At 70.2% G+C, this 20,973-nt stretch carries 20 protein-coding genes and 2 tRNA genes; 10 read left to right on the top strand and 12 right to left on the bottom strand.

Going from position 1 to position 20,973, the window contains the following annotated elements:
* Window positions 1-56: 56 nt before the first annotated feature.
* The 3 genes from IE252_RS27165 to IE252_RS27155 form a co-directional block, all read right to left on the bottom strand.
* Window positions 57-707 carry a response regulator transcription factor gene (locus IE252_RS27165; RefSeq protein ID WP_268248428.1) on the bottom strand — a complete coding sequence of 217 codons (651 nt, stop codon included), beginning with the start codon at window positions 705-707 and terminating at the stop codon, window positions 57-59.
* Window positions 708-874: 167 nt separating this feature from the next.
* The gene (locus tag IE252_RS27160) at window positions 875-2,545 is read right to left on the bottom strand and encodes a sensor histidine kinase (protein ID WP_190092159.1); all 1,671 of its coding nucleotides are present in this window, start codon (window positions 2,543-2,545) and stop codon (window positions 875-877) included.
* A 250-nt stretch (window positions 2,546-2,795) separates the two neighbouring features.
* Window positions 2,796-2,878 (bottom strand) — tRNA-Leu (locus IE252_RS27155).
* Between the two features lie 378 nt (window positions 2,879-3,256).
* Between IE252_RS27155 and IE252_RS27150 the strand changes: the two genes are divergently transcribed.
* The 6 genes from IE252_RS27150 to pknB all read left to right on the top strand — a co-directional run bounded on the left by IE252_RS27150 (window position 3,257) and on the right by pknB (window position 11,382).
* Window positions 3,257-4,150, top strand: a complete 894-nt coding sequence (locus IE252_RS27150; protein WP_190092074.1) for an FHA domain-containing protein — start codon at window positions 3,257-3,259, stop codon at window positions 4,148-4,150.
* Window positions 4,151-4,160: 10 nt separating this feature from the next.
* Window positions 4,161-4,694, top strand: coding sequence for an FHA domain-containing protein FhaB/FipA (locus tag IE252_RS27145; protein ID WP_101389129.1), 534 nt, complete (start codon window positions 4,161-4,163; stop codon window positions 4,692-4,694).
* 132 nt (window positions 4,695-4,826) lie between these two features.
* Complete coding sequence (locus tag IE252_RS27140; RefSeq protein WP_190092158.1) at window positions 4,827-6,290, top strand: Stp1/IreP family PP2C-type Ser/Thr phosphatase; 1,464 nt, start codon at window positions 4,827-4,829, stop codon at window positions 6,288-6,290.
* Between the two features lie 26 nt (window positions 6,291-6,316).
* Window positions 6,317-7,738: an FtsW/RodA/SpoVE family cell cycle protein gene (locus IE252_RS27135; protein WP_190092073.1), complete on the top strand. Its 1,422-nt coding sequence runs from the start codon at window positions 6,317-6,319 to the stop codon at window positions 7,736-7,738.
* Window positions 7,735-9,189: a peptidoglycan D,D-transpeptidase FtsI family protein gene (locus IE252_RS27130; RefSeq protein ID WP_190092072.1), complete on the top strand. Its 1,455-nt coding sequence runs from the start codon at window positions 7,735-7,737 to the stop codon at window positions 9,187-9,189. The genes IE252_RS27135 and IE252_RS27130 overlap by 4 nt, the downstream gene beginning before the upstream one ends.
* Window positions 9,190-9,378: 189 nt before the next feature.
* On the top strand, window positions 9,379-11,382 hold the full coding sequence (pknB, locus tag IE252_RS27125; protein WP_190092071.1) for a Stk1 family PASTA domain-containing Ser/Thr kinase: 2,004 nt from the start codon (window positions 9,379-9,381) through the stop codon (window positions 11,380-11,382).
* 121 nt (window positions 11,383-11,503) lie between these two features.
* Here the strand turns inward: pknB and IE252_RS27120 are convergent, their stop codons facing one another.
* The 6 genes from IE252_RS27120 to IE252_RS27095 all read right to left on the bottom strand — a co-directional run bounded on the left by IE252_RS27120 (window position 11,504) and on the right by IE252_RS27095 (window position 15,807).
* On the bottom strand, window positions 11,504-12,238 hold the full coding sequence (locus IE252_RS27120) for a class E sortase (protein ID WP_190092070.1): 735 nt from the start codon (window positions 12,236-12,238) through the stop codon (window positions 11,504-11,506).
* Between the two features lie 20 nt (window positions 12,239-12,258).
* Window positions 12,259-13,431, bottom strand: a complete 1,173-nt coding sequence (locus IE252_RS27115; RefSeq protein ID WP_190092069.1) for a class E sortase — start codon at window positions 13,429-13,431, stop codon at window positions 12,259-12,261.
* On the bottom strand, window positions 13,428-14,066 hold the full coding sequence (locus tag IE252_RS27110; RefSeq protein ID WP_190092068.1) for an aminodeoxychorismate/anthranilate synthase component II: 639 nt from the start codon (window positions 14,064-14,066) through the stop codon (window positions 13,428-13,430). Before IE252_RS27110 ends, IE252_RS27115 begins: the two co-directional genes overlap by 4 nt.
* Window positions 14,063-14,239 (bottom strand): hypothetical protein, encoded by a 177-nt coding sequence (locus IE252_RS27105; protein WP_180357215.1) that lies wholly within the window; start codon window positions 14,237-14,239, stop codon window positions 14,063-14,065. Before IE252_RS27105 ends, IE252_RS27110 begins: the two co-directional genes overlap by 4 nt.
* Window positions 14,240-14,306: 67 nt before the next feature.
* Window positions 14,307-14,999 (bottom strand): class E sortase, encoded by a 693-nt coding sequence (locus IE252_RS27100; RefSeq protein WP_229848809.1) that lies wholly within the window; start codon window positions 14,997-14,999, stop codon window positions 14,307-14,309.
* Between the two features lie 19 nt (window positions 15,000-15,018).
* Window positions 15,019-15,807, bottom strand: coding sequence for a DUF881 domain-containing protein (locus IE252_RS27095; RefSeq protein WP_190092067.1), 789 nt, complete (start codon window positions 15,805-15,807; stop codon window positions 15,019-15,021).
* 141 nt (window positions 15,808-15,948) lie between these two features.
* On the opposite strand from IE252_RS27095, the gene crgA reads away from it, so the two are divergent.
* Complete coding sequence (gene crgA, locus IE252_RS27090; protein ID WP_190092066.1) at window positions 15,949-16,206, top strand: cell division protein CrgA; 258 nt, start codon at window positions 15,949-15,951, stop codon at window positions 16,204-16,206.
* Window positions 16,207-16,495: 289 nt separating this feature from the next.
* Here crgA and IE252_RS27085 read toward each other — a convergent pair whose 3' ends face one another.
* Together IE252_RS27085 and IE252_RS27080 are read right to left on the bottom strand one after the other, a co-directional pair.
* Window positions 16,496-17,365 carry a rhomboid family intramembrane serine protease gene (locus IE252_RS27085; RefSeq protein WP_190092065.1) on the bottom strand — a complete coding sequence of 290 codons (870 nt, stop codon included), beginning with the start codon at window positions 17,363-17,365 and terminating at the stop codon, window positions 16,496-16,498.
* A gap of 157 nt (window positions 17,366-17,522) precedes the next feature.
* Window positions 17,523-18,056, bottom strand: coding sequence for a peptidylprolyl isomerase (locus IE252_RS27080; RefSeq protein ID WP_190092064.1), 534 nt, complete (start codon window positions 18,054-18,056; stop codon window positions 17,523-17,525).
* 336 nt (window positions 18,057-18,392) lie between these two features.
* Here IE252_RS27080 and IE252_RS27075 point away from each other — a divergent pair, with 336 nt between their 5' ends.
* Window positions 18,393-19,085, top strand: a complete 693-nt coding sequence (locus IE252_RS27075) for a DUF5324 family protein (protein WP_190092063.1) — start codon at window positions 18,393-18,395, stop codon at window positions 19,083-19,085.
* 79 nt (window positions 19,086-19,164) lie between these two features.
* On the opposite strand, the gene IE252_RS27070 is transcribed toward IE252_RS27075, so the two are convergent.
* Window positions 19,165-19,237: transfer RNA gene (locus IE252_RS27070), tRNA-Ala, on the bottom strand.
* Window positions 19,238-19,388: 151 nt separating this feature from the next.
* Between IE252_RS27070 and IE252_RS27065 the strand changes: the two genes are divergently transcribed.
* Together IE252_RS27065 and IE252_RS27060 are read left to right on the top strand one after the other, a co-directional pair.
* Complete coding sequence (locus IE252_RS27065; RefSeq protein ID WP_190092062.1) at window positions 19,389-19,937, top strand: helix-turn-helix domain-containing protein; 549 nt, start codon at window positions 19,389-19,391, stop codon at window positions 19,935-19,937.
* 24 nt (window positions 19,938-19,961) lie between these two features.
* Window positions 19,962-20,973: serine/threonine-protein kinase (locus tag IE252_RS27060; RefSeq protein ID WP_190092061.1), on the top strand; the 1,012-nt coding region annotated here is incomplete at its 3' end.

Genomic DNA, 20,973 nt, shown 5'->3' with positions numbered 1-20,973 from the left:
GCAGCGCGCCGCCGAGAGCCCGGGTCTGTTTCACGTGAAACACACCCCCCTAGCCCCTACAACCCCGCATCCCGCGCCAGCAGCGCCGCCTGCACCCTGTTCTCGCACTCCAGCTTCGCCAGGATGCGGCTCACATACGTCTTCACCGTGGCCTCGCTCATATGGAGCCGCTTCCCGGCGTCCGCGTTGGACAGGCCCTCCCCGAGCAGCGCCAGTACGTCCCGCTCCCGCGCCGACAGCACCTCCACCCGGCGCCGCGCCTCCTCGCCCCGGGCCGCCGCGCGCCCCGTGGCCAGCTGGTCCACGACGTGCCGGGTCGCACCCGGCGACAGATAGGCGTCCCCGGCCGCCGCCGCCCGTACCGCGGCGATGAGCTCGGCCGGGGCGGTGTCCTTCAGGAGGAATCCGGCGCCCCCATGCTCCAGCGCGCGCAGCACGTTCTCCCGCTCGCCGAACGTCGTGAGGATGATCACTCGGGCCGCCGGGGTGCTCCTGCGCAGTTCGGCCAGGGCGGTCAGGCCGTCCATCACCGGCATCTGGATGTCGAGCAGCACCACGTCGGCGCCGTGGGCCCGGGCCGCCTCGATGGCCTCCCGGCCGTTCGCCGCCTCGGCCGCGACCTCGATGGCCGGGTCCGACGTGAGGATCATCCTGATCCCCGCCCTGATCAGCGGCTCGTCGTCCGCGATCACCACCTTGATCCGCACGCCGTGTGCACCCGGACCGAGTGGACCGCCTGGACCGACTGGACCCGTCACGCCTGCTCCCGTCCTCGCGCCGCGCCGGCGTGCTCCCGCCGCGCCACCGCACCGCCGCTCGACCCGTACCCCGTGGCCGCAGCCCGTAGTCCGTGCTCCGTACCCCGTACGACGAGCTAGCGCTCGACCTCGTACGACTTCTTCTCGATCAGCTTGCCGTCCTTGAAGCAGAACCGGAAAACGGGCTCGGTCTTGAAGTGGTCGCCGACCTCGGACGACATCAGTACCAGGCAGCTCGAACCGGCGGGCTCGGCGGGGCCCTTGCCAGGCAGTCCCTTCGTCATGAAGGTGTCGCCGTCGGGCAGCCGGTCGCGCACTTCCCGCTCGGGGCTGCCGACCTTGATGTCCTTGTACTCGGCGGGGTCGATCATCCCCTTGTCCGCGGACCCGGCGAGGAAGAACAGGCCGACGCCCGCGGCCACCGCGAGCAGCACCACCACCGCGAAGGCGATCCCGCACCCCAGCGCGACGCCACCGGCCCTGCTCCTGCTGCTCATGGCCAACTCCCTCTCCGCGACGTTCAGGTCGACGTTCCAGTCGACGTGCCGGCCGGCCCGCTGCCGGCCGGTCCCCGTCGCACCGGCCGCACCACCGTCGCCGAGCGGGAGGGCCCCCGGCTGCTGTCGGAAGTCGTCCGCCGTATCGACGAAGGTCGTCGCCTCCGCCGCCCCGTACGGGAGCACTCCGGCCACCCGGAAGCCCCCGTCGCCGGTCCGGCCGGTGTGGACCATGCCGCCGACCAGCCGGGCCCGTTCGTGCAGCCCGGTCAGGCCCTGGCCGCCGCTGACCACCTCGTCCGGCGGGGGACCGACCACCGGGCCGTTGACGACCTCGACGACGAGCGAGTCGGGCTCGTAGCGCAGTTCCACGCCGATGGGGGCGCCGGGCGCGTGCTTGTACGCGTTGGTCAGCGCCTCCTGGACGATGCGGTACGCGGCGTGGTCGGAGGCGGGAGCCAGCTGCCGCGGCTCCCCCGTCTCGCGCAGCTCGACCGCGGTGCCCGCCGCCCGGGCGGCCGCCACCAGGGGCTCGACGCCCGCCGTGCCGCGGGCGGCGCGCTGGGCCTCGTCCGTGTGGTGGTCCGGTGCCTCGATGCCGTCGCGCAGGATGCCGACGACCGCGCGCAGTTCGTGCATGGCGGCGACCGAGGCCTCCCGCAGCACTCCGACGGCCTCGCGCTGGCGGCCCGTCAGTGCCGGGTCGACCTCAAGGGCGCCGGTGTGCACGGAGATCAGGGCCAGTTGGTGGCCGAGGCTGTCGTGCATGTCCTGGGCGATGCGCTGGCGCTCGCGCAGCCGGGCCTGTCCGGCGACCATCGCGCGCTCGCGCAGCAGCTGCGCGTTGCGCTCCTGCATGGTCTCCAGGAGGGTGCGGCGCTGGTACCAGTAGCGGCTGGCGAGGCCCGGTACGACGGCGATCACCATGAAGAAGAGGGCGGCGAACAGGGTGATGACGAGCAGCGGCCCCCCGCCGGACTCGGTGAGCGCGGTGGCCGCCAGATATCCGGCGAACGCGGCGCAGAAGGCGACCAGGGCGCGCCCGGCTCCGGCGATGCGCCGCCCCGCCGAGCAGGCCACCACGAGCAGCAGCAGGGTGGCGCCGGCGCCGGCCCCGCTGAGCGCGGCCGTGGCGATGAGCACTCCGGCGGGGAACGTGCGGCGCAGCGGCGTCAGGACGAGGACGGCGAGGCCCACCAGGACGGGCACCACCAGGCCGTCGTTCATCAGCAGGCTCGCCCCGGCGGCGGGCAGGGCCAGCAGGAGGGCGAGGGCCGACTCGCCGACCATGCGACGGCGGGACCAGGGCTGCGGTCCGGCCAGCCGGCGGCGGGCGTCCTGGATCTTCGATGACACATCCACGTCCGCACCCTAGGCAGTGGCCGGGGTGCCGGACGGCTCTCTTTCGTCGCGCCCCGCCGAGACGAAAGTCTCCGTGGCGGCCGGGATCACGCCCCCTGCACCCGGCTGCCGAAGTCTTCCGTACATCCGGGAACGCGGAAGCCCCGCCGGTCGTTTGACCTGCGGGGCTTCCGTTCTGTGGGCGAGGGGGGATTTGAACCCCCACGTCCCGAAGGACACTGGCACCTGAAGCCAGCGCGTCTGCCGTTCCGCCACTCGCCCGAGTGGTGTCCAGTTCTTCGAACCGTTTTGGTCCGTTTCCCTGGCGACGTCGAGAAGATTAGCACGCTGCGCAGGGTGGATTCACATCCGTTGTTTCCGCTGCCCCTGGAGGGCAGGAGAGGGGGAGGAAGGGCGACGTACAGCGACGGTCCGAGGACCCACAGAAACCTCACAGGGGCCCGGTGGGAACGAGGAGGGGCTCCACCCACTCCTCCACGGTGCACCCCGGGTGCGGGACACTGTCAGGAGGCCACCTCTACGATCCGTGTGAGAGGTGACACTCGTCCACCGGTCACAGAAGGGGAACCAGCCGATTTCCCGACGCGTGGATACGATCAGTAAGCAGTACCAGGACGACATCGACGGAGGAGGTGCCCCATGGGAGTCCTGAAGCGTTTCGAGCAGCGTCTCGAAGGCCTGGTCAACGGCACCTTCGCGAAGGTCTTCAAGTCCGAGGTCCAGCCCGTCGAGATCGCCGGCGCCCTCCAGCGCGAGTGCGACAACAACGCGACGATCTGGAACCGCGAGCGGACCGTCGTCCCCAACGACTTCATCGTCGAGCTCAGCGCGCCCGACTTCGAGCGCCTGAGCCCGTACTCGGGCCAGCTGGGCGACGAACTGTCCGGCCTGGTCCGCGACTACGCCAAGCAGCAGCGGTACACGTTCATGGGGCCGATCAAGGTCCACCTGGAGAAGGCCGAGGACCTCGACACCGGCCTGTACCGGGTCCGCAGTCGCACCCTCGCCTCCAGCACCGACCAGCAGGACCAGCACAACCAGCAGGAGCAGTACGGTGCCAGGCCCGCGGGTCCGGCCCGGCCCGCTCCCGCCGCCGCACCGCCGCAGTCCCCCCAGGGCCGCGGCGGCTACGGCTATCCGCCCGCCGCCGCTCCGCCGATGCCGGCCGCCCCGCCCCCCGGCGGGAACGGCGGGCCCGGCCGCCCCGGCGCGGACCGCCGCCCGACGGCTCCCGGCCCCATGCCGGGCTCCCAGGTGCGGCGCTGGATCGAGATCAACGGCACCCGCCACCAGATCTCCCGCCCGACGCTGGTGCTGGGTCGCAGCACCGACGCCGATGTGCGGATCGACGACCCCGGCGTCTCGCGCCGGCACTGTGAGATCCGGACCGGAACGCCCTCGACGATCCAGGATCTCGGGTCCACCAACGGCATCGTGGTGGACGGGCAGCACACCACCCGCGCTACGCTCCGCGACGGCTCGCGGATCGTCGTGGGCAGCACCACCATCGTTTACCGGCAAGCCGAAGGGTGAAGCGGGGGCAATGTCAGAGCTGACCCTCACGGTCATGCGGTTGGGTTTCCTCGCCGTACTGTGGCTGTTCGTCATCGTGGCCGTCCAGGTCATCCGCAGCGACCTGTTCGGCACCCGGGTCACCCAGCGCGGTTCGCGCCGGGGTGGCGACACGGGCCGCCAGCAGACCGGCCGCCAGGCGGCCGCCGCTGCCGCGCCGCCGCAGCAGCGCGGCCAGCAGGCCCCGTCCGGCGGGCGCCAGCGCCGGGGCGCGCCCACCAAGTTGGTGGTGTCCGAGGGCACCCTCACGGGCACGACGGTCGCCCTCCAGGGCCAGACCATCACGCTGGGCCGGGCGCACGACTCGACGATCGTCCTCGACGACGACTACGCGTCGAGCAGGCATGCCAGGATCTACCCGGACCGCGACGGCAACTGGATCGTCGAGGACCTCGGTTCCACCAACGGCACCTACCTGGACCGGACGCGGCTCACCACCCCGACTCCGATTCCGCTGGGCGCGCCGATCCGCATCGGCAAGACCGTCATCGAGCTGCGGAAGTAGTACGACAATGAGCGAGCGGAGCGAGCGAGCCGCGGCGGTCCGGACGACGGACCGGGACGGGCTCCCGACCGGAGGGTGGGCAGTGTGGCTCGACATGACCGGCTGTACCCCGAGCCGACGGGCGAGGTGGGTATGAGTCTCTCCCTGCGCTTCGCCGCCGGATCCCACAAGGGCATGATCCGCGAGGGCAACGAGGACTCCGGTTACGCGGGTCCGCGCCTCCTCGCCATCGCCGACGGCATGGGCGGCCAGGCCGCCGGTGAGGTCGCCTCCTCCGAGGTGATCTCCACCCTGGTCACGCTCGACGACGACGTGCCCGGCTCGGACATCCTCACCTCGCTCGGTACGGCGGTGCAGCGCGCCAACGACCAGCTGCGCCTGATGGTCGAGGAGGACCCCCAGCTGGAGGGGATGGGCACCACGCTCACCGCTCTGCTGTGGACAGGCCAGCGCCTGGGCCTGGTGCACGTGGGCGACTCGCGCGCGTACCTGCTGCGCGACGGGGTGCTCACCCAGATCACGCAGGACCACACCTGGGTGCAGCGGCTCGTGGACGAGGGCCGCATCACCGAGGAGGAGGCGACGACGCATCCGCAGCGCTCGCTGCTGATGCGCGCGCTCGGCAGCGGCGACCACGTCGAGCCGGACCTGTCGATCCGCGAGGTGCGGGCCGGCGACCGCTATCTGATCTGCTCCGACGGCCTGTCGGGGGTGGTGTCCCACCAGACGATGGAGGACACCCTCGCCAGCTACCAGGGCCCGCAGGAGACGGTGCAGGAGCTGATCCAGCTCGCGCTGCGCGGCGGCGGCCCGGACAACATCACGGTGATCGTGGCGGACGTCCTGGACGTCGACTCCGGCGACACGCTGGCCGGGCAGCTCAGCGACATCCCGGTGATCGTGGGCGCGGTCGCCGAGAACCAGCTCCAGCTCAACGACGACGGGGCGATGCAGACCCCGGCGGGCCGCGCCTCGGGGCTCGGCCGCCCCACCCCGCCGCAGGGGGGCTTCGGCCCGCCCGGCAGCGGTGAGGACAGCGGCTACGGCGCCCCGCCCGAGGGCACCTTCGGGGCCTACTCGGACGAGGACTTCGTCAAGCCGCGGCGCGGCAGGTGGCTGAAGAGATCCGCCTACATCGTGCTCGCGCTCGCCGTGCTCGGCGGCGGGCTTTACGGCGGCTACCGCTGGACGCAGACGCAGTACTTCGTCGGCACCAAGGACGAGCACGTCGCGCTCTACCAGGGCATCAGCCAGGACCTGGCGTGGGTGAAGCTGTCGAAGGTGGAGACCGACCACCCCGAGATCGAACTCAAGTACCTGCCGCCGTACCAGCGCAAGCAGGTCGAGGCGACGATCGCGGAGAGCAGCCTCTCCAAGGCCCAGGCCAAGATCACCGAACTGTCCGCGCAGGCGTCGGCGTGCAAGAAGGACGAGCAGCGCCGCGCCGCCGAGAACCAGAACCCGCCGAAGACCGGTACGACGGCCTCGCCGTCGCCCGGCAAGACCGGCTCCACCAAGACCACCGCCACTCCCACGCCCGGCCCCAGCCTCTCGGAGGAAGAGCAGAAGCTGGTCCCGCAGTGCGGTAAGCAGTAGGCAGCCGTAGGGGGCCTTTCCACACCATGAGCGTTGTCACCAACACGACCACCATCGGCGCGATCGACGCACCGAGCCGTCGCAACACCGAGCTCGCGCTGCTCGTCTTCGCCGTCGCCATCCCGGTGTTCGCGTACGCCAACGTGGGCCTGGCCATGACCGACAAACTGCCGTCCGGCATGCTCGGTTACGGTCTGGGCCTCGGGCTGCTCGCCGGCGTCAGCCACCTCGTGGTGCGCAAGTTCGCCCCGTACGCCGACCCGCTGCTGCTGCCGCTGGCGACGCTGCTCAACGGCCTCGGCCTGGTGCTGATCTGGCGCCTCGACCAGTCGCCGCGGCTGATCCAGCGGGCCAAGGGGCTGTTCGGCGCGTTCCACCCGGACGCCCCCAAGCAGCTGCTGTACACGGCGCTGGGGATCGCGCTGTTCATCGCGGTGCTGATGCTCCTCAAGGACCACCGCATCCTGCAGCGCTACACGTACATCTCGATGGCGGCGGCCCTGTTCCTGCTGATCCTGCCGATGTTCTTCCCGGCGGTGAACGGCGCGAAGATCTGGATCTCCATCCCCGGTCTGGGCACGATCCAGCCCGGCGAGTTCGCGAAGATCATCATCGCGGTGTTCTTCTCCGGCTACCTGATGGTCAAGCGGGACGCGCTGGCGCTCGCCAGCCGCCGCTTCATGGGCCTGTACCTGCCGCGCGGCCGCGACCTCGGTCCGATCCTCGTGGTCTGGGGCATCTCGATCCTGATCCTGGTCTTCGAGACCGACCTCGGCACCTCGCTGCTGTTCTTCGGCCTGTTCGTCGTGATGCTGTACGTGGCCACCGAGCGCACCAGCTGGATCGTCTTCGGTCTGCTGATGTCGGCGGCCGGCGCGGTCGCCGTGGCGTCCTTCGAGCCGCACGTCCAGTCCCGAGTGAACGCCTGGCTGGACCCCTTCGCCTGCTACAAGACGGACAAGACCGGCGCCTGTGAGCAGATCGGCCAGGCGATCATGTCGTTCGGCTCGGGCGGCACGCTGGGCACGGGCCTGGGCCAGGGCAACTCCGACCTGATCGGCTTCGCCGCCAACGCCGACTTCATCCTCTCCACCGTCGGCGAGGAGCTGGGCCTGGCCGGGATGATGGCGATCCTGCTGATCTACGGCTTGATCGTGGAGCGGGGCGTGCGCACCGCGCTCGCCGCCCGCGACCCGTTCGGCAAGCTGCTGGCCATCGGCCTCTCGGGCGCCTTCGCGCTCCAGGTCTTCGTGGTCGCCGGCGGTGTCATGGGGCTGATCCCGCTGACCGGTATGACCATGCCGTTCCTCGCGCAGGGCGGATCCTCCGTCATCGCCAACTGGGCGCTGATCGGCATCCTCATCCGGATCAGCGACACCGCGCGCCGCCCGGCGCCCGCCCCTGCCCCGTCCCCCGACGCCGAGATGACCCAGGTGGTCCGACCGTGAACAAGCCCCTGCGACGGATCGCGATCTTCTGCGGGCTGCTGATCATGGCCCTGATGATCCGCGACAACTGGCTCCAGTACGTGCGCGCCGACGAGCTGAACGCGCACAAGTACAACCGCCGGGTCCAGATCGAGCGGTTCGCCCATGAGCGCGGCAACATCATCACGGCCGACGGCCAGCCGATGACCGCCTCCAAGGAGACCTCGGGCAGCGACTACAAGTTCAAGCGGACCTGGAACAACGGCACCCTGTGGTCGCCGGTGACCGGCTACAACTCGCAGGCCTTCGACTCCTCGCAGCTGGAGAACATCGAGGACAAGATCCTCTCCGGCAACGACGACCGGCTCTTCTTCGACCGCACCCTGTCGATGTTCACGGGTGAGAAGAAGCAGGGCGGCAACGTCGTCACCACCCTCAACAGCGCAGCCCAGAAGGCCGCCTTCGAGGGGCTCGGCGACAAGAAGGGCGCGGTCGCCGCGATCGACCCGCGCACCGGCGCGATCCTCGCGCTGGCCTCGACGCCGTCGTACGACCCGTCGGTCTTCGCGGGCAACACCAAGGCCGACTCCGACGCCCGGCAGAAGCTCCTGCAGGACAAGGACAAGCCGATGCTGAACCGGGCGCTGCGCGAGACCTACCCGCCCGGCTCCACGTTCAAGGTGGTCACCGCCTCGGCGGCGCTGGAGAACGGGCTGTACTCCAGCATCGACGAGCCGACCCGCTCGCCGCTGCCGTACACGCTGCCGCAGTCCACGACCCCGCTGAAGAACGAGGGGAGCATCCCCTGCGAGAACGCCAACCTCAAGGTGGCGCTCCAGTGGTCCTGCAACACCGTCTTCGGCAAGATCAGCGATGACCTCGGCAACGAGAAGATGATCAAGGAAGCCAACAAGTTCGGCTTCAACGACGAGGTCTTCACCCCGGTCCGCGCCGACGCCAGCGTCTACCCCAAGGACAACCGGCCGCAGAACGCGATGGCCGGCATCGGCCAGGCCTCCAACCGCGCCACCCCGCTCCAGATGGCCATGGTCGCCGCCGCCGTCGCCAACGACGGCAAGCTGATGAAGCCGTACATGGTCGACCAGCTGCAGGCGCCCAACCTCGACGTCCTCTCCAAGACCCAGCCGGAGAAGATGAGCCAGCCGCTGTCGGCGGCCAACGCCCAGAAGGTCCAGGCGCTGATGGAGAACGTCGTCACCGACGGCACGGGCAAGAAGGGCGCCATCGACGGCGTCACCGTCGGCGGCAAGACCGGTACCGCCCAGCACGGCCTCAACAACAGCGAGAAGCCGTACGCCTGGTTCATCTCGTACGCCAAGACCGACCAGGGCTCCCCGGTCGCGGTCGCCGTGGTCGTCGAGGACGGCGACGCCAACCGCGACGACATCACCGGTGGCGGTCTGGCCGCCCCGATCGCCAAGGCTGTGATGAAGGCAGTGCTCAAGAAGTGACCCCGGGACGTTTCACGTGAAACGGTCCTCGTTTCACGTGAAACGTCTCTCGCGCCCTGTACCGGTCCGGTATCAGCTGACGGTCACGGACTGATCCGCTTCCGGTGCCCGGTAGCGTATGCGCGAACAGCACACCGCCGGACCACACACACGGGTGCGGTCGGGACTGACGGAGAGGGCTGGAACGTTATGGAAGAGCCGCGTCGCCTCGGCGGCCGGTACGAGCTGGGCCAGGTGCTCGGCCGTGGTGGCATGGCGGAGGTCTACCTCGCGCACGACACCCGGCTCGGCCGCACCGTCGCCGTGAAGACGCTGCGGGCCGACCTCGCCCGCGACCCGTCCTTCCAGGCCCGGTTCCGCCGTGAGGCCCAGTCCGCCGCCTCGCTCAACCACCCGGCGATCGTCGCGGTCTACGACACCGGCGAGGACTACGTCGACCAGGTCTCCATCCCGTACATCGTGATGGAGTACGTCGACGGGTCCACCCTGCGTGAGCTGCTTCACTCCGGGCGCAAGCTGCTGCCCGAGCGCACGCTGGAGATGACGGTCGGCATCCTCCAGGCCCTGGAGTACTCCCACCGCGCCGGCATCGTCCACCGCGACATCAAGCCGGCGAACGTCATGCTGACGCGCACCGGCCAGGTCAAGGTCATGGACTTCGGCATCGCGCGGGCCATGGGCGACTCCGGCATGACGATGACGCAGACCGCCGCCGTCATCGGCACCGCCCAGTACCTCTCCCCGGAGCAGGCCAAGGGCGAGCAGGTCGACGCCCGCTCCGACCTGTATTCGACGGGCTGCCTCCTCTACGAGCTGCTGACCGTCCGACCGCCGTTCGTCGGCGACTCGCCGGTCGCGGTCGCCTACCAGCACGTACGGGAAGAGCCGCAGCCGCCGAGCAACTTCGACCCCGAGATCACGCCCGAGATGGACGCCATCGTCCTGAAGGCGCTGGTCAAGGACCCGGACTACCGCTACCAGTCGGCCGACGAGATGCGCGCCGACATCGAGGCCTGCCTCGACGGCCAGCCGGTCGCCGCGACCGCCGCCATGGGCGCGGTCGGCTACGGCGGCTACGACGCCTACACCTCGGGCCCCCAGGACCAGCCGACGACCGCGCTGCGCCCCACGGACGCGGCGGGCCAGACGTCCATGCTGCCCCCGGTCAACCCGGACGACGGCTACGGCTACGACGACCGCCCCGACCGCCGCCGCCAGAAGAAGTCGCACACCTCGACGATCCTGCTGGTCCTCGCCGGTGTGCTGGTGCTCGTCGGCGCCATCCTGATCGGCAAGTCGGTCTTCGGCGGGGGCGGCGACAGCGGCCAGGTGCCGGTGCCGCAGCTGGTCGGCGAGACCCAGAAGTCCGCCGAGACCCTGACGGCGAACGTCGGCCTCAAACTGACCGTGTCCAAGACCGAGCCCTGCGCCGACCAGCCCAAGGGCAACGTCTGCAGCCAGAGCCCGACCAGCGGCAAGCTGAACAAGGGCGAGGCCGTCACGGTCGTCGTCTCGGCGGGCGCGCCCAAGGTCGAGGTCCCGGACGTCACGGAGAAGAAGAAGGACAACGCGACCCAGCTCCTCCAGGACAAGGGCTTCACCGTCAAGACGACCAGCGTCGAGTCCGAGCAGGAGGAGGGCACGGTCGTCAGCCAGAGCCCCAAGGGCGGCGACCAGGTCGAAAAGGGCTCCGAGGTCACGCTCACCATCGCCAAGAAGAAGACGTCCAAGCTCCCCGACGTCACGGGCACGGACTACAACGCGGCGGTGCAGCAGCTCAACACGCTCGGGTACGCCAACGTGTCCCGCCAGGACGTCGACTCGGACAAGCCCGCGGGCCAGGTCGTCGACCAGTCGCCCAAGGGCAACACCAACCAGACCAAGGACGTGCAGATCGTCCTGAAGGTCTCCAAGGGCCCGCAGACGCCCGCGCAGGTCCCCGTGCCCAGCGTGTTCGGGATGACCGTCAAGCAGGCCACCGAGAAGCTCAACGCGGCCGGATTCAGCAACATCCAGTTCGCGCCGGGCAGCTCCAGCGACGAGAAGGCCCGGGTCACCTCGCAGACCCCGCCGGCCAACACCCCGTCCGACCCGGCCACCACGGCGATCGTCCTGACGACGATCGGCGGCGGCGGGCAGGGCGGCCAGGACGGCGGCGGGAACTTCCCGTTCGGCGGCCCGTCCGGCGGCTGACCGCAGACGCACAGCGCAAAGCCCCGGTCCCCTTCACAGGGGGCCGGGGCTTTTCCCGTACGTACGCCGTCTCCGCAGACTACGTACGTACAGCCGCGTCCGCGGAAGCCGGACAGGGGCGCTAGCGCAGCTCCACGGGCTTGGTGCGCTTCTCGTCGACCTTCTGGGTGCGGACCAGCTCGCCCCACACGATGTAGCGGTAGTCGGAGGTGTAGACGGGCGTGCACGTCGTCAGCGTGATGTAGTGGCCCGGCTTCTTTGCGCCCGACTCCTTCGGCACCGGCTGCAGGACGTCGACGTTGTACTTCGACGTCTCCTTGAGCTCCGCGAACGTCTTGTAGACGTACCAGGTGTCCTTCGTCTCGAAGACGATCGGATCGCCGGTCCTTATCTTGTCGATGTTGTGGAACTTCGCTCCGTGGCCGTCGCGGTGCGCCGCCAGCGTGAAGTTGCCGTTGGTGCCGCTCGCGGGCAGGACCGCCTTCAGCGGATCGGTGTAGTAGCCCGCGACGCCGCCGTTGAGCACCTTGGTGTCGGTGCCCTTCTTGACCAGCACCTCGCCGTTCCTCATGGCGGGGACGTGCAGGAAGCCGATGCCGCCCTTGGTGTCGAGGGCGCCGGGGCCGCTGTTCGCCCAGTCGCGGCGGACGTTCTTGCCCTCCTTGGCCGCCTCGCGGTCCGCTATGACGTTGGTCCACCACAGCGAGTAGACGACGAAGAGACCGAGCACCAGCCCGGCCGTGATCAGCAGCTCACCGATGACGCTGACGACCCCGGCGACCACACCGCGACGGCGCGGTCGCGGCGGGACGGGGGCCTCGGTCTGCTGCTCGTCGTGCTCGGTCCTCAACTCCACCGCACCTGTCTGTCGTTCCGTCAGCCGGCGAGCGCGTCGGGCATGCCCTTGCTGCGCGGTCGTTCGTCGACCATCTTGCCCCACACGATCATTCGGTACGTACTCGTGAATTCGGGGGTGCAGGTCGTCAGCGTCAGATAGCGGCCCGGCCGGGTGAACCCCGAGCCGACCGGGATCGGCTTGAGCACCGAGACGTTCTTGGGGCTGGTCGACGGGAGCATGCCGGTGATCGCGTACGTGTAGTACGCCTGCTGGGTCTCCACGATCACCAGATCGCCCGGCTTGAGCCGGTTGATGTACCGGAAGGGCTCGCCGTGCGTGTTGCGGTGCCCGGCGACCGCGAAGTTGCCGCTCTTGTCGCCCGGCATCGCGGTCTTCAGACTGCCCTGGCCGTAGTGGCCGACCATGCCCTTGTCGAGGACCTTGTGCTTGCTGGTGCCCTCGGCGACGGGGACGACCACGTCCAGCTTGGGGATGTGCATGATGGCGAAGCCCTTGCCGGGCTCGAAGGCGCCGGGGGCCTGCTTGCCGCTGGCCCAGTCGTGCGTGATCTTCTTCGCCTCGCTGCCCGCCTGCTGATGGGCGCGGATGTTGGTCCACCACAGCTGGTACGTGACGAACAGGAGCATCACCACGCCGAGCGTGATGAACAGTTCGCCGACGATCCGGCTGGCCACCACGGCCGGGCTGTCCTTGCGCGCCTTGGCCGCGCGGCGCGCCTCGGCGCGGGTGGGCGGACGGCCGCTCGCCACGGGCTCGGCGGGCGCGGCCGCGGATGCGGATCCGGAGGAGGCCCGGTGTCCGCGCGCCTTGGCGGCCCGGCGGCGCTCGGCCCGGCCGCCGGTGGGGGGCGTGGGCGGCTCGGCTATTCGCGTGAGCGCCATGGTCGAGTCGTCGTACGGGACGAAGTCGGGCTCGGGCTCGACCGGAGGCACGGGGACGGGGTCCGGGTCGGCGGCGGGCTCCGCGTACCACTCCTGCGGGGGCGCGGCCGCCGCTTCCGCCACGCGCGCGTAGCCGTCGCCCGGCACCTGAGCCTGTGGCTGAGCCGCGACCTGGGGCTCGGCCTGGACCTCGTACTGGGCCCCGTCCTGCGCGATGTTGTCCGCCCTGAACCAAGGCGACCCGTGACCACCCGCCGGGAGGGGGTCCGTCAGCGGGTCGAACTCGTGCTCCGGCCGGACGGCCGTCACGCCGCGGCCTTGCCCACCACCGGTGCCAGGCCTGCCGACCGCTCGACGGCTCCCTTGTCCCCGCACCGCACCAGCCAGTTGGCGAGCATCAGATGGCCGTGTTCGGTCAGGACGGACTCGGGGTGGAACTGGACGCCCTCCACGGGCAGTTCCCGGTGGCGCAGCCCCATCACGATCCCGTCGGCCGTCCAGGCGGTGACCTCCAGCTCCGCGGGGAGCGTGGCGGGCTCGGCGGCCAGCGAGTGGTAACGGGTCGCGGTGAACGGCGAGGGCAGCCCCTGGAAGACCCCGGCGCCCTCGTGCAGGACCGGCGAGGTCTTGCCGTGCAGCAGCTCGGGGGCCCGGTCGACCACACCCCCGTACGCCACCATCATCGACTGCATGCCGAGGCAGACGCCGAAGACCGGCACCCCGGTCGCGGCGCAGTGGCGCACCATGTCGATGCAGACGCCGGCCTGCTCGGGCGCGCCCGGGCCCGGTGAGAGCAGCACGCCGTCGAAGCCGTCCTGCGCGTGCTCCAGGGACACCTCGTCGTTGCGTACCACCTCGCACTCGGCGCCCAGCTGGTACAGGTACTGGACCAGGTTGAAGACAAAGCTGTCGTAGTTGTCCACGACGAGAACGCGTGCGCTCATCGGGTCGCTCCCCTGCCCTGGTCGACGGTCACATCGTTGAACGGCAGCAGCGGCTCCGCCCACGGGAAGATGTACTGGAAGAGCACATAGACAATCGCCAGTACCAGTACGAGCGAAGTGAACGCCCGTACCCACGCGTTGCCCGGCAGATGCCGCCAGATCCAGCCGTACATGCTGTCCGCTGTCCCTTCCGACGATCGTTACCGCACCAGACTAAGGGGCGGCGCTGTGGACAGGGGCTCAGCCGGTCAAAGCTTGGGGCTTGCCCTGGGCCACGGGCCGGGTGGAGTCGAGGTGGCCCCAGGCGATCAGCCGGTGGCTGCTGCCCCATTCCGGATCGCAGGTGGTGAGGGTCAGATAGCGGCCCGGGGAGCGGAACGGCGACTTGGCGGGGACCGGATCGATGACGCCTATGTCGCTGGGCACGGTCCGGTAGGGCTTGTTGTCGAGGCGGTACGTGAACCAGGTCGTGCCGTCGGTGAGCACCACCGCGTCGCCGGGCCGCAGCTCGGGGAAGTCCTTGAACGGGTCGCCGTAGGTGCGCCGGTGTCCCGCCACCGAGAAGTTGCCGGGCTGGCCCAGGCGCGTGGTGGTGGCGTAGTGCCCGAGGCCCTTCTGGAGGTCCTTGACCCCGATCCCCTCCAGCACGGGCTTGTGCCAGTCCTTGCCCAGCCTGGGGATGTACATGACCGCGAAGGACTTTCCCCCGGTGTACGGAGCGGGGGCGGGCGGGTCGCTCCGCTGGGGCGCGCTCGCGGCGGGGGTGCGCGCCCACTGGTGGTGCAGGGCGGATATCTGGCTGTCGGCGGCGCTGTCCGCCTTCACCCCGGTCCAGTACAGGACGTACACGACGAAGAGGACGATCAGGGTGCCGACCGTGATGCACAGCTCGCTGAGCGTCCTGACGACCAGCCGCACCGAGACCACAGGCACCGGGCCGCCCCCTCCCGCGCTATCCCACCGGCTTCGCGTAGTGGAGATCCACTGTGCCCGAGTAGCCGGGCAGAGTCATCGCCTTGTGCTCGTCGACTTTCCAGCCGAGCCCGTACGCCTTCACGTACAGCTGGTAGTTCTGGATCGCCTTGGAGTCGGTGAGCGCCTGGCGCAGCTTCCCGGGGTCGCCCACCGCGCTGATCTTGTACGGGGGCGAGTAGACGCGGCCCTGGAGGATCAGGGTGTTGCCGACGCAGCGCACGGCGCTGGTGGAGATGAGCCGCTGGTCCATGACCTGGATGCCCTGGGCGCCGCCCTGCCACAGCGCGTTGACGACGGCCTGGAGGTCCTGCTGGTGGATGACCAGGTCGTTGGGCTGGGGGGCGGGGTAGCCGGGGGCGGCCGTGGCGTTGGGCGGGGCGTCGTTGAGGGTGACGCTGAGGGCCTTGCCGGCGACCTGCTCGGTACCGGCCGCGTCCTTGAGGGCGGCGAGCTGCTGGTCCTCGGCCTTGGTGGAGCCGTTGTCGCGCTGGGCGAGCGCGTCGACGGCGCTGCGGACGGTGGCGGTGGACTGGTCGAGCTCGGCGTTCTTGCGGCTGCGCTGCTGGATCAGGTCGGAGAGCTTCAGCAGCGAGGCGTCGGTGCGGATGTTGGTGCCCTTGGCCGTGTTGAAGCTGGTGACGAAGATGAGTCCGGCCAGGGCGAAGACGGCGGCGGAGAGCAGCCGGACGGGGCCGGCACGGAAGCGGCGGCGGGGTTCGGCGGGCTCACCAGGGAGCCCTTGTGGGGAGTCGGCGGAATTGCTCAACGTACCCTTACTCCTTCGGCGCCACGGAAGCACTACGCTAACGGACGCCTGGGGGCAGCAGTGATCCCCCGTTGCCCCTCCGCCGCCGCCCAGCCATAGTTCCCTGCGCGGTCACGCAGCGCATCGACAGGAGTGTTCCTCGTGCCGAAGTCACGTATCCGCAAGAAGGCCGACTTCACGCCGCCGCCGGCGGCGAAGCAGGCCACCGCCATCAAGCTGGGCAGCCGGGGCTGGGTGGCCCCGGTGATGCTGGCGTTCTTCCTGATCGGGCTCGCCTGGATCGTCCTCTTCTATGTGACCGAGGGCGATCTGCCGCTGAAGTCCTTCGGGAACTGGAACATCGTGGTCGGCTTCGGCTTCATCGCCAGCGGCTTCGGTGTCTCCACGCAGTGGAAGTAGCCCCTCCACAGCCTCCTCGTCAAGCCTTGCCCACGGGTTATCCACAACGCTATCCACACTGGGGAAAAGGTCAGACGATCTGTGGATAACCTCCGCCGTGTTGACGCCGGTGTGACTGCACTCTTCCACACCGGCCCACGGCCCGCCCCTTGTCCCTGCTGGGAAAACCCAGGTCAGCGACAAGGGGCACAGCTGTTCCCCACCGGATGCACAAGATCCGGCACGCACTGTGGACAACCTTGGGGGAAAGCCGGACTCCGCGTGCCCGCCCAGGTGGGAGGCCGCCGGTTCAGGTGAGCGCGGCGGTGCGGGCTATCACGATGACCACGACGGCCAGCAGGACCACGCCGCACGTCCCCCACTGGATCAGCGAACGGCGCTCGCGGGGCGCGTGGACCATGGCGTACGCGATGACCGTGCCGCCGATGAGACCGCCCACATGCGCCTGCCAGGCGATGTCGAACCAGGGGCTGAAGGTGATCACCAGGTTGATCGCCAGGAGCGCGATCAGCGGGCGCATGTCGTAGTTGAGCTTGCGCATCAGTACGGCCGTGGCGCCGAAGAGCCCGTAGATCGCACCGGAGGCGCCGAGCGAGGGCACGTTCGGGGCGGCGAGCCAGTACGTCAGGGCGCTTCCGGCGAGCCCGGAGACGAAGTAGAGCGCCAGATAGCGGGCCCGGCCGAGCGCCGCCTCCAGAGGCCCGCCGATCCACCACAGGCTGAGCATGTTGAACGCGATGTGCGTGACACCGCCGTGCAGGAACATCGACGTCACCAGGCGGTACCACTGCCCCTCGGCGACGCCCTGGAGCGAGTCGAAGCCGGGCACGAAGGCCCGCCCCAGCATTTCGTACCCGAACTCGAACTTGTCCCCGAGCGCCTGCTGGAGCAGATAGCCGACCAGGTTGAGCCCGATGAGGGCCTTGGTGAGCAGATGAGGGTCGCCGGGCGCGATCGCGGCGCCCGCCATCGTGCGCGGCTGGTTGGCCGTCGGCGCGTGGCCGGTGCCGGAGCCGCCGCGGACGCACTCCGGGCACTGGAATCCGACCGAGGCGCTGACCATGCACTCCGGGCAGATCGGGCGCTCGCAGCGGGTGCAGGTGATACCCGTCTGCACGCCCGGGTGCCGGTAGCAGCTCGGCAGGCTCGCCTGGTCCATCGGGCTCCTTGTACTCGGTGCGGGTGCGGCAACCGCGCCGCCCCGCTCGTCACGTCATACGGACGAGCGGGGCGGTTTGGTTCCCCTCGAACGGGTGCCGTCGGTGGTGTCGGTTCCTCGGGGGCGCGTTGACCCCGCCGGAACCGGCGCGCGGGGCTCAGCCCTCGCGGGACTCGACGACGACCGACTCGATGACCACGTCCTGGACGGGGCGGTCGGTGCGCGGGTTGGTCTGAGTGCTCGCGATGGCGTCCACGACCTTCTTGCCGGCCTCGTTGGAGACCTCGCCGAAGATCGTGTGCTTGCGGGTCAGCCACGCGGTGGGGGACACCGTGATGAAGAACTGCGAGCCGTTGGTGCCCGGCCCGGCGTTCGCCATCGCCAGCAGGTACGGCTTGTCGAAGCCCAGCTCCGGGTGGAACTCGTCGGCGAACTCGTAGCCCGGCCCGCCGGTGCCGTTGCCCAGCGGGTCGCCGCCCTGGATCATGAAGCCGCTGATCACCCGGTGGAAGACCGTGCCGTCGTAGAGCGGGTCCGTGGACTGCTTGCCGGTCGCCGGGTGCGTCCACTCGCGCTCGCCCTTGGCCAGCTCGACGAAGTTCCTGACCGTCTTCGGGGCGTGGTTCGGCAGGAGCCGGATCTCGATGTCCCCTTGGTTGGTCTTCAGGGTGGCGTAAAGCTGCTCGGCCACGGTCTGCCTTCCGTTGGTCTGCACTGACGTCCCACGATCCTCGCACGGAGGGCCCCGCGGCAAGGAAACGCCGCCGAGTGCCGCCGATCCCGCCGAACAGGCGCGCCCCGGGGCGAACCGTGGCATCGTCGGACGCGAGCTCCCCTCGCACCGCCCTCGCGCCCTCGTGCCGTGCATCACCCGAAGCCGCCCCGCATGACCCGGATGCCTTTCCGCGCATGCCGGGTACCCGTCCGACAGGCATGATTTCGAGATGGGTGGAAAGGCGACACTGTGCTCATTCCGGCGACAACCCACCGGACCGCCCTGAACCCCGCCACCAAGGAGGAGGATCACGTGACCCGCATGGACAGCGTGCGCGCCGCGACCGGCTCGGCGAAGGAGAGCGTGCTGCACGCCGCGGAAGTGGTGGCGCCCTACGCCGATACGGCCAAGAGCCATGCCGCGCGCTATGCGCACGAAACCAGCGCACGGCTCGCGCCCAAGGTGGCCAAGGCCGCCCAGCAGGCCCGCAGCCAGGCCCATCTCCAGTACGACGCGCACCTCGCGCCGCATGTGCCGCCGAAGGTCGACGAGGTGGCCCGGGAGGCCGCCGCCCGCTCCCGCCGCGCCGCCCGCCAGGCCGCCGACTACACGGCGCCCCGCGTCAGCCAGGCGGTCGCCGCCGCCCAGCCGGTCCGCGAGGAGGCGATGGCCCGCTCCGCGGCCGCCCTCGCGGCCCTGCGCGGCCAGATCTCCCCGCGCCAGATCGAGAAGCTGGCGAAGAAGCAGCGCCGCCGGGCCCGGGCCAGGCGCGCCGCCAAGTACCTCGCGGTCGTCGGCGTCCTGGCGGGCGGCGCCGTCGCCGCGTGGAAGTGGTGGGACAAGCAGGCCAACCCGGACTGGCTGGTAGAGCCCCCGGCCCCCACCGAGGTCGCCGAGCGGACCCCGCTGACCTCGGTCGACGGCAGCGGCTCCCTCGACCCGGAGGTCCAGGCCAAGGAGGCCGAGGAGGCCGAATACGGCGGCGACGAGCGCGGCGGCCACTGACCCCGGGCCACCGGCCGTACGTAACGCGACGGCGGGTGCCGTGGACCACTGGTCCACGGCACCCGCCGTCGTCGTGCTGTGGAGCCTAGGGGAGTCGAACCCCTGACATCTGCCATGCAAAGACAGCGCTCTACCAACTGAGCTAAGGCCCCGGAAAGGGGATGCGCAGACCAGAGTACCGGGTGGAACCGGGTATCCCGCAAAAGGATTGGGACTCCCGATAGACGACCACTCTCCGTAAGATGCTCGTCGGGGTTCGCGACAGCGAAGCGCCTCAATGGGGAAGCGATGGGGAGACGCGCAATGGACGCAACGCAGCAAGAAACGACCGCAAGAGCGAGGGAGCTTCAGCGGAGCTGGTACGGAGAGCCGCTGGGGGCGCTCTTCCGCCGGCTGATAGACGATCTCGGCCTGAACCAGGCCAGGCTCGCCGCCGTCCTCGGCCTGTCGGCCCCCATGCTGTCCCAGCTGATGAGCGGTCAGCGCGCCAAGATCGGCAACCCGGCCGTGGTCCAGCGCGTCCAGGCCCTGCAGGACCTGGCGGGCCAGGTCGCCGACGGCAGCGTCAGCGCCGCCGAGGCCACCGACCGGATGGACGAGATCAAGAAGTCCCAGGGCGGCTCCGTCCTGACCAACACCGGCCAGACCACGACGAGTTCGGGTGCTCCGACCGTGCGCCGCGTGGTGCGCGAGATCCAGTCGCTGCTCCGCTCGGTCGCCGCCGCCGGGGACATCATCGACGCCGCCGACACCCTCGCCCCGGCCCACCCCGAGCTGGCAGAGTTCCTCCGGGTGTACGGCGCCGGACGCACCGCGGAGGCGGTCGCCCACTACGAGGCGCACCAGAGCTGACGGCCATGGGGGCGGGGAGGTCAGGTGGGTGAGGTCTTCGCCGGTCGGTACGAGCTCATCGACCCGATCGGCCGCGGTGGTGTCGGTGCCGTCTGGCGAGCCTGGGACCACCGCCGCCGCCGCTGTGTGGCGGCGAAGGTCCTCCAGCAGAGCGACGCGCACACGCTGCTGCGCTTCGTCCGCGAGCAGGCGCTGAGGATCGACCACCCTCACGTGCTGGCACCGGCGAGCTGGGCCGCCGACGACGACAAGGTCCTGTTCACCATGGACCTGGTGACCGGCGGCTCGCTGGCCCATCTGATCGGGGACTACGGGCCACTGCCGGCCCGGTTCGTCTGCGTACTGCTCGACCAGCTGCTCGCCGGACTCGCCGCGGTGCACGCCGAGGGGGTCGTCCACCGCGACATCAAGCCCGCCAACATCCTGCTCGAAGCCACCGGCACCGGGCGGCCGCATCTGCGGCTGTCCGACTTCGGCATCGCGATGCGCAAGGGCGAGCCGCGGCTCACCGAGACGAACTACGTGATGGGAACGCCGGGGTACTTCGCGCCCGAGCAGATCATGGGCGCGGACCCGGACTTCCCGTCCGACCTGTTCGCGGTCGGCCTGGTCGCGCTGTATCTGCTGGAGGGTCAGAAGCCGGACGCCCGGGCCCTGGTGGAGTACTTCACCGCCCACGGCACTCCGGGGGCGCCACAGGGCGTCTCTGAGCCGTTGTGGCAGGTCCTGGCGGGCTTGCTGCAGCCGGACCCGCATGTGCGCTTCCGGACGGCCACGGGCGCGCGCAAGGCGCTGGCCTCGGCCGTCGAGCTGCTGCCGGACGCCGGGCCCGACGAGGAGCCGGTCGAGGTCTTCGACCAAGTCGGCCCGCTTCCCGAGGGGTTCGTCCCGCGCGAACTCCCACCGGTCCTCCGGGGCCCGCAGACGAGCGGCACGTCCGGGACCTCTGGAACGCCCGCGACACCACAGCGATCGGCTCACCTCACGCAGGAAGAGCAGCAGGAGCGGGAACAGGGACAGGGACAGGGGCAGGGGC

Origin of the sequence: Streptomyces melanogenes, assembly GCF_014649795.1 — a bacterium.
Lineage (GTDB): Bacteria > Actinomycetota > Actinomycetes > Streptomycetales > Streptomycetaceae > Streptomyces > Streptomyces noboritoensis.
The sequence above is the reverse complement of the archived record's forward strand: the minus strand, read 5'-3'. Positions and strand labels throughout refer to the sequence as shown.

Coding starts and splice junctions, on each gene's coding strand:
- IE252_RS27160 (WP_190092159.1), bottom strand. CDS start 2,545: ATGGTCGGCGAGTCGGCCCTCGCCCTCCTGCTGGCCCTGCCCGCCGCC.
- IE252_RS27150 (WP_190092074.1), top strand. CDS start 3,257: ATGGGAGTCCTGAAGCGTTTCGAGCAGCGTCTCGAAGGCCTGGTCAAC.
- IE252_RS27145 (WP_101389129.1), top strand. CDS start 4,161: ATGTCAGAGCTGACCCTCACGGTCATGCGGTTGGGTTTCCTCGCCGTA.
- IE252_RS27140 (WP_190092158.1), top strand. CDS start 4,827: ATGAGTCTCTCCCTGCGCTTCGCCGCCGGATCCCACAAGGGCATGATC.
- IE252_RS27135 (WP_190092073.1), top strand. CDS start 6,317: ATGAGCGTTGTCACCAACACGACCACCATCGGCGCGATCGACGCACCG.
- pknB (WP_190092071.1), top strand. CDS start 9,379: ATGGAAGAGCCGCGTCGCCTCGGCGGCCGGTACGAGCTGGGCCAGGTG.
- IE252_RS27110 (WP_190092068.1), bottom strand. CDS start 14,066: ATGAGCGCACGCGTTCTCGTCGTGGACAACTACGACAGCTTTGTCTTC.
- IE252_RS27105 (WP_180357215.1), bottom strand. CDS start 14,239: ATGTACGGCTGGATCTGGCGGCATCTGCCGGGCAACGCGTGGGTACGG.
- IE252_RS27085 (WP_190092065.1), bottom strand. CDS start 17,365: ATGGACCAGGCGAGCCTGCCGAGCTGCTACCGGCACCCGGGCGTGCAG.
- IE252_RS27065 (WP_190092062.1), top strand. CDS start 19,389: ATGGACGCAACGCAGCAAGAAACGACCGCAAGAGCGAGGGAGCTTCAG.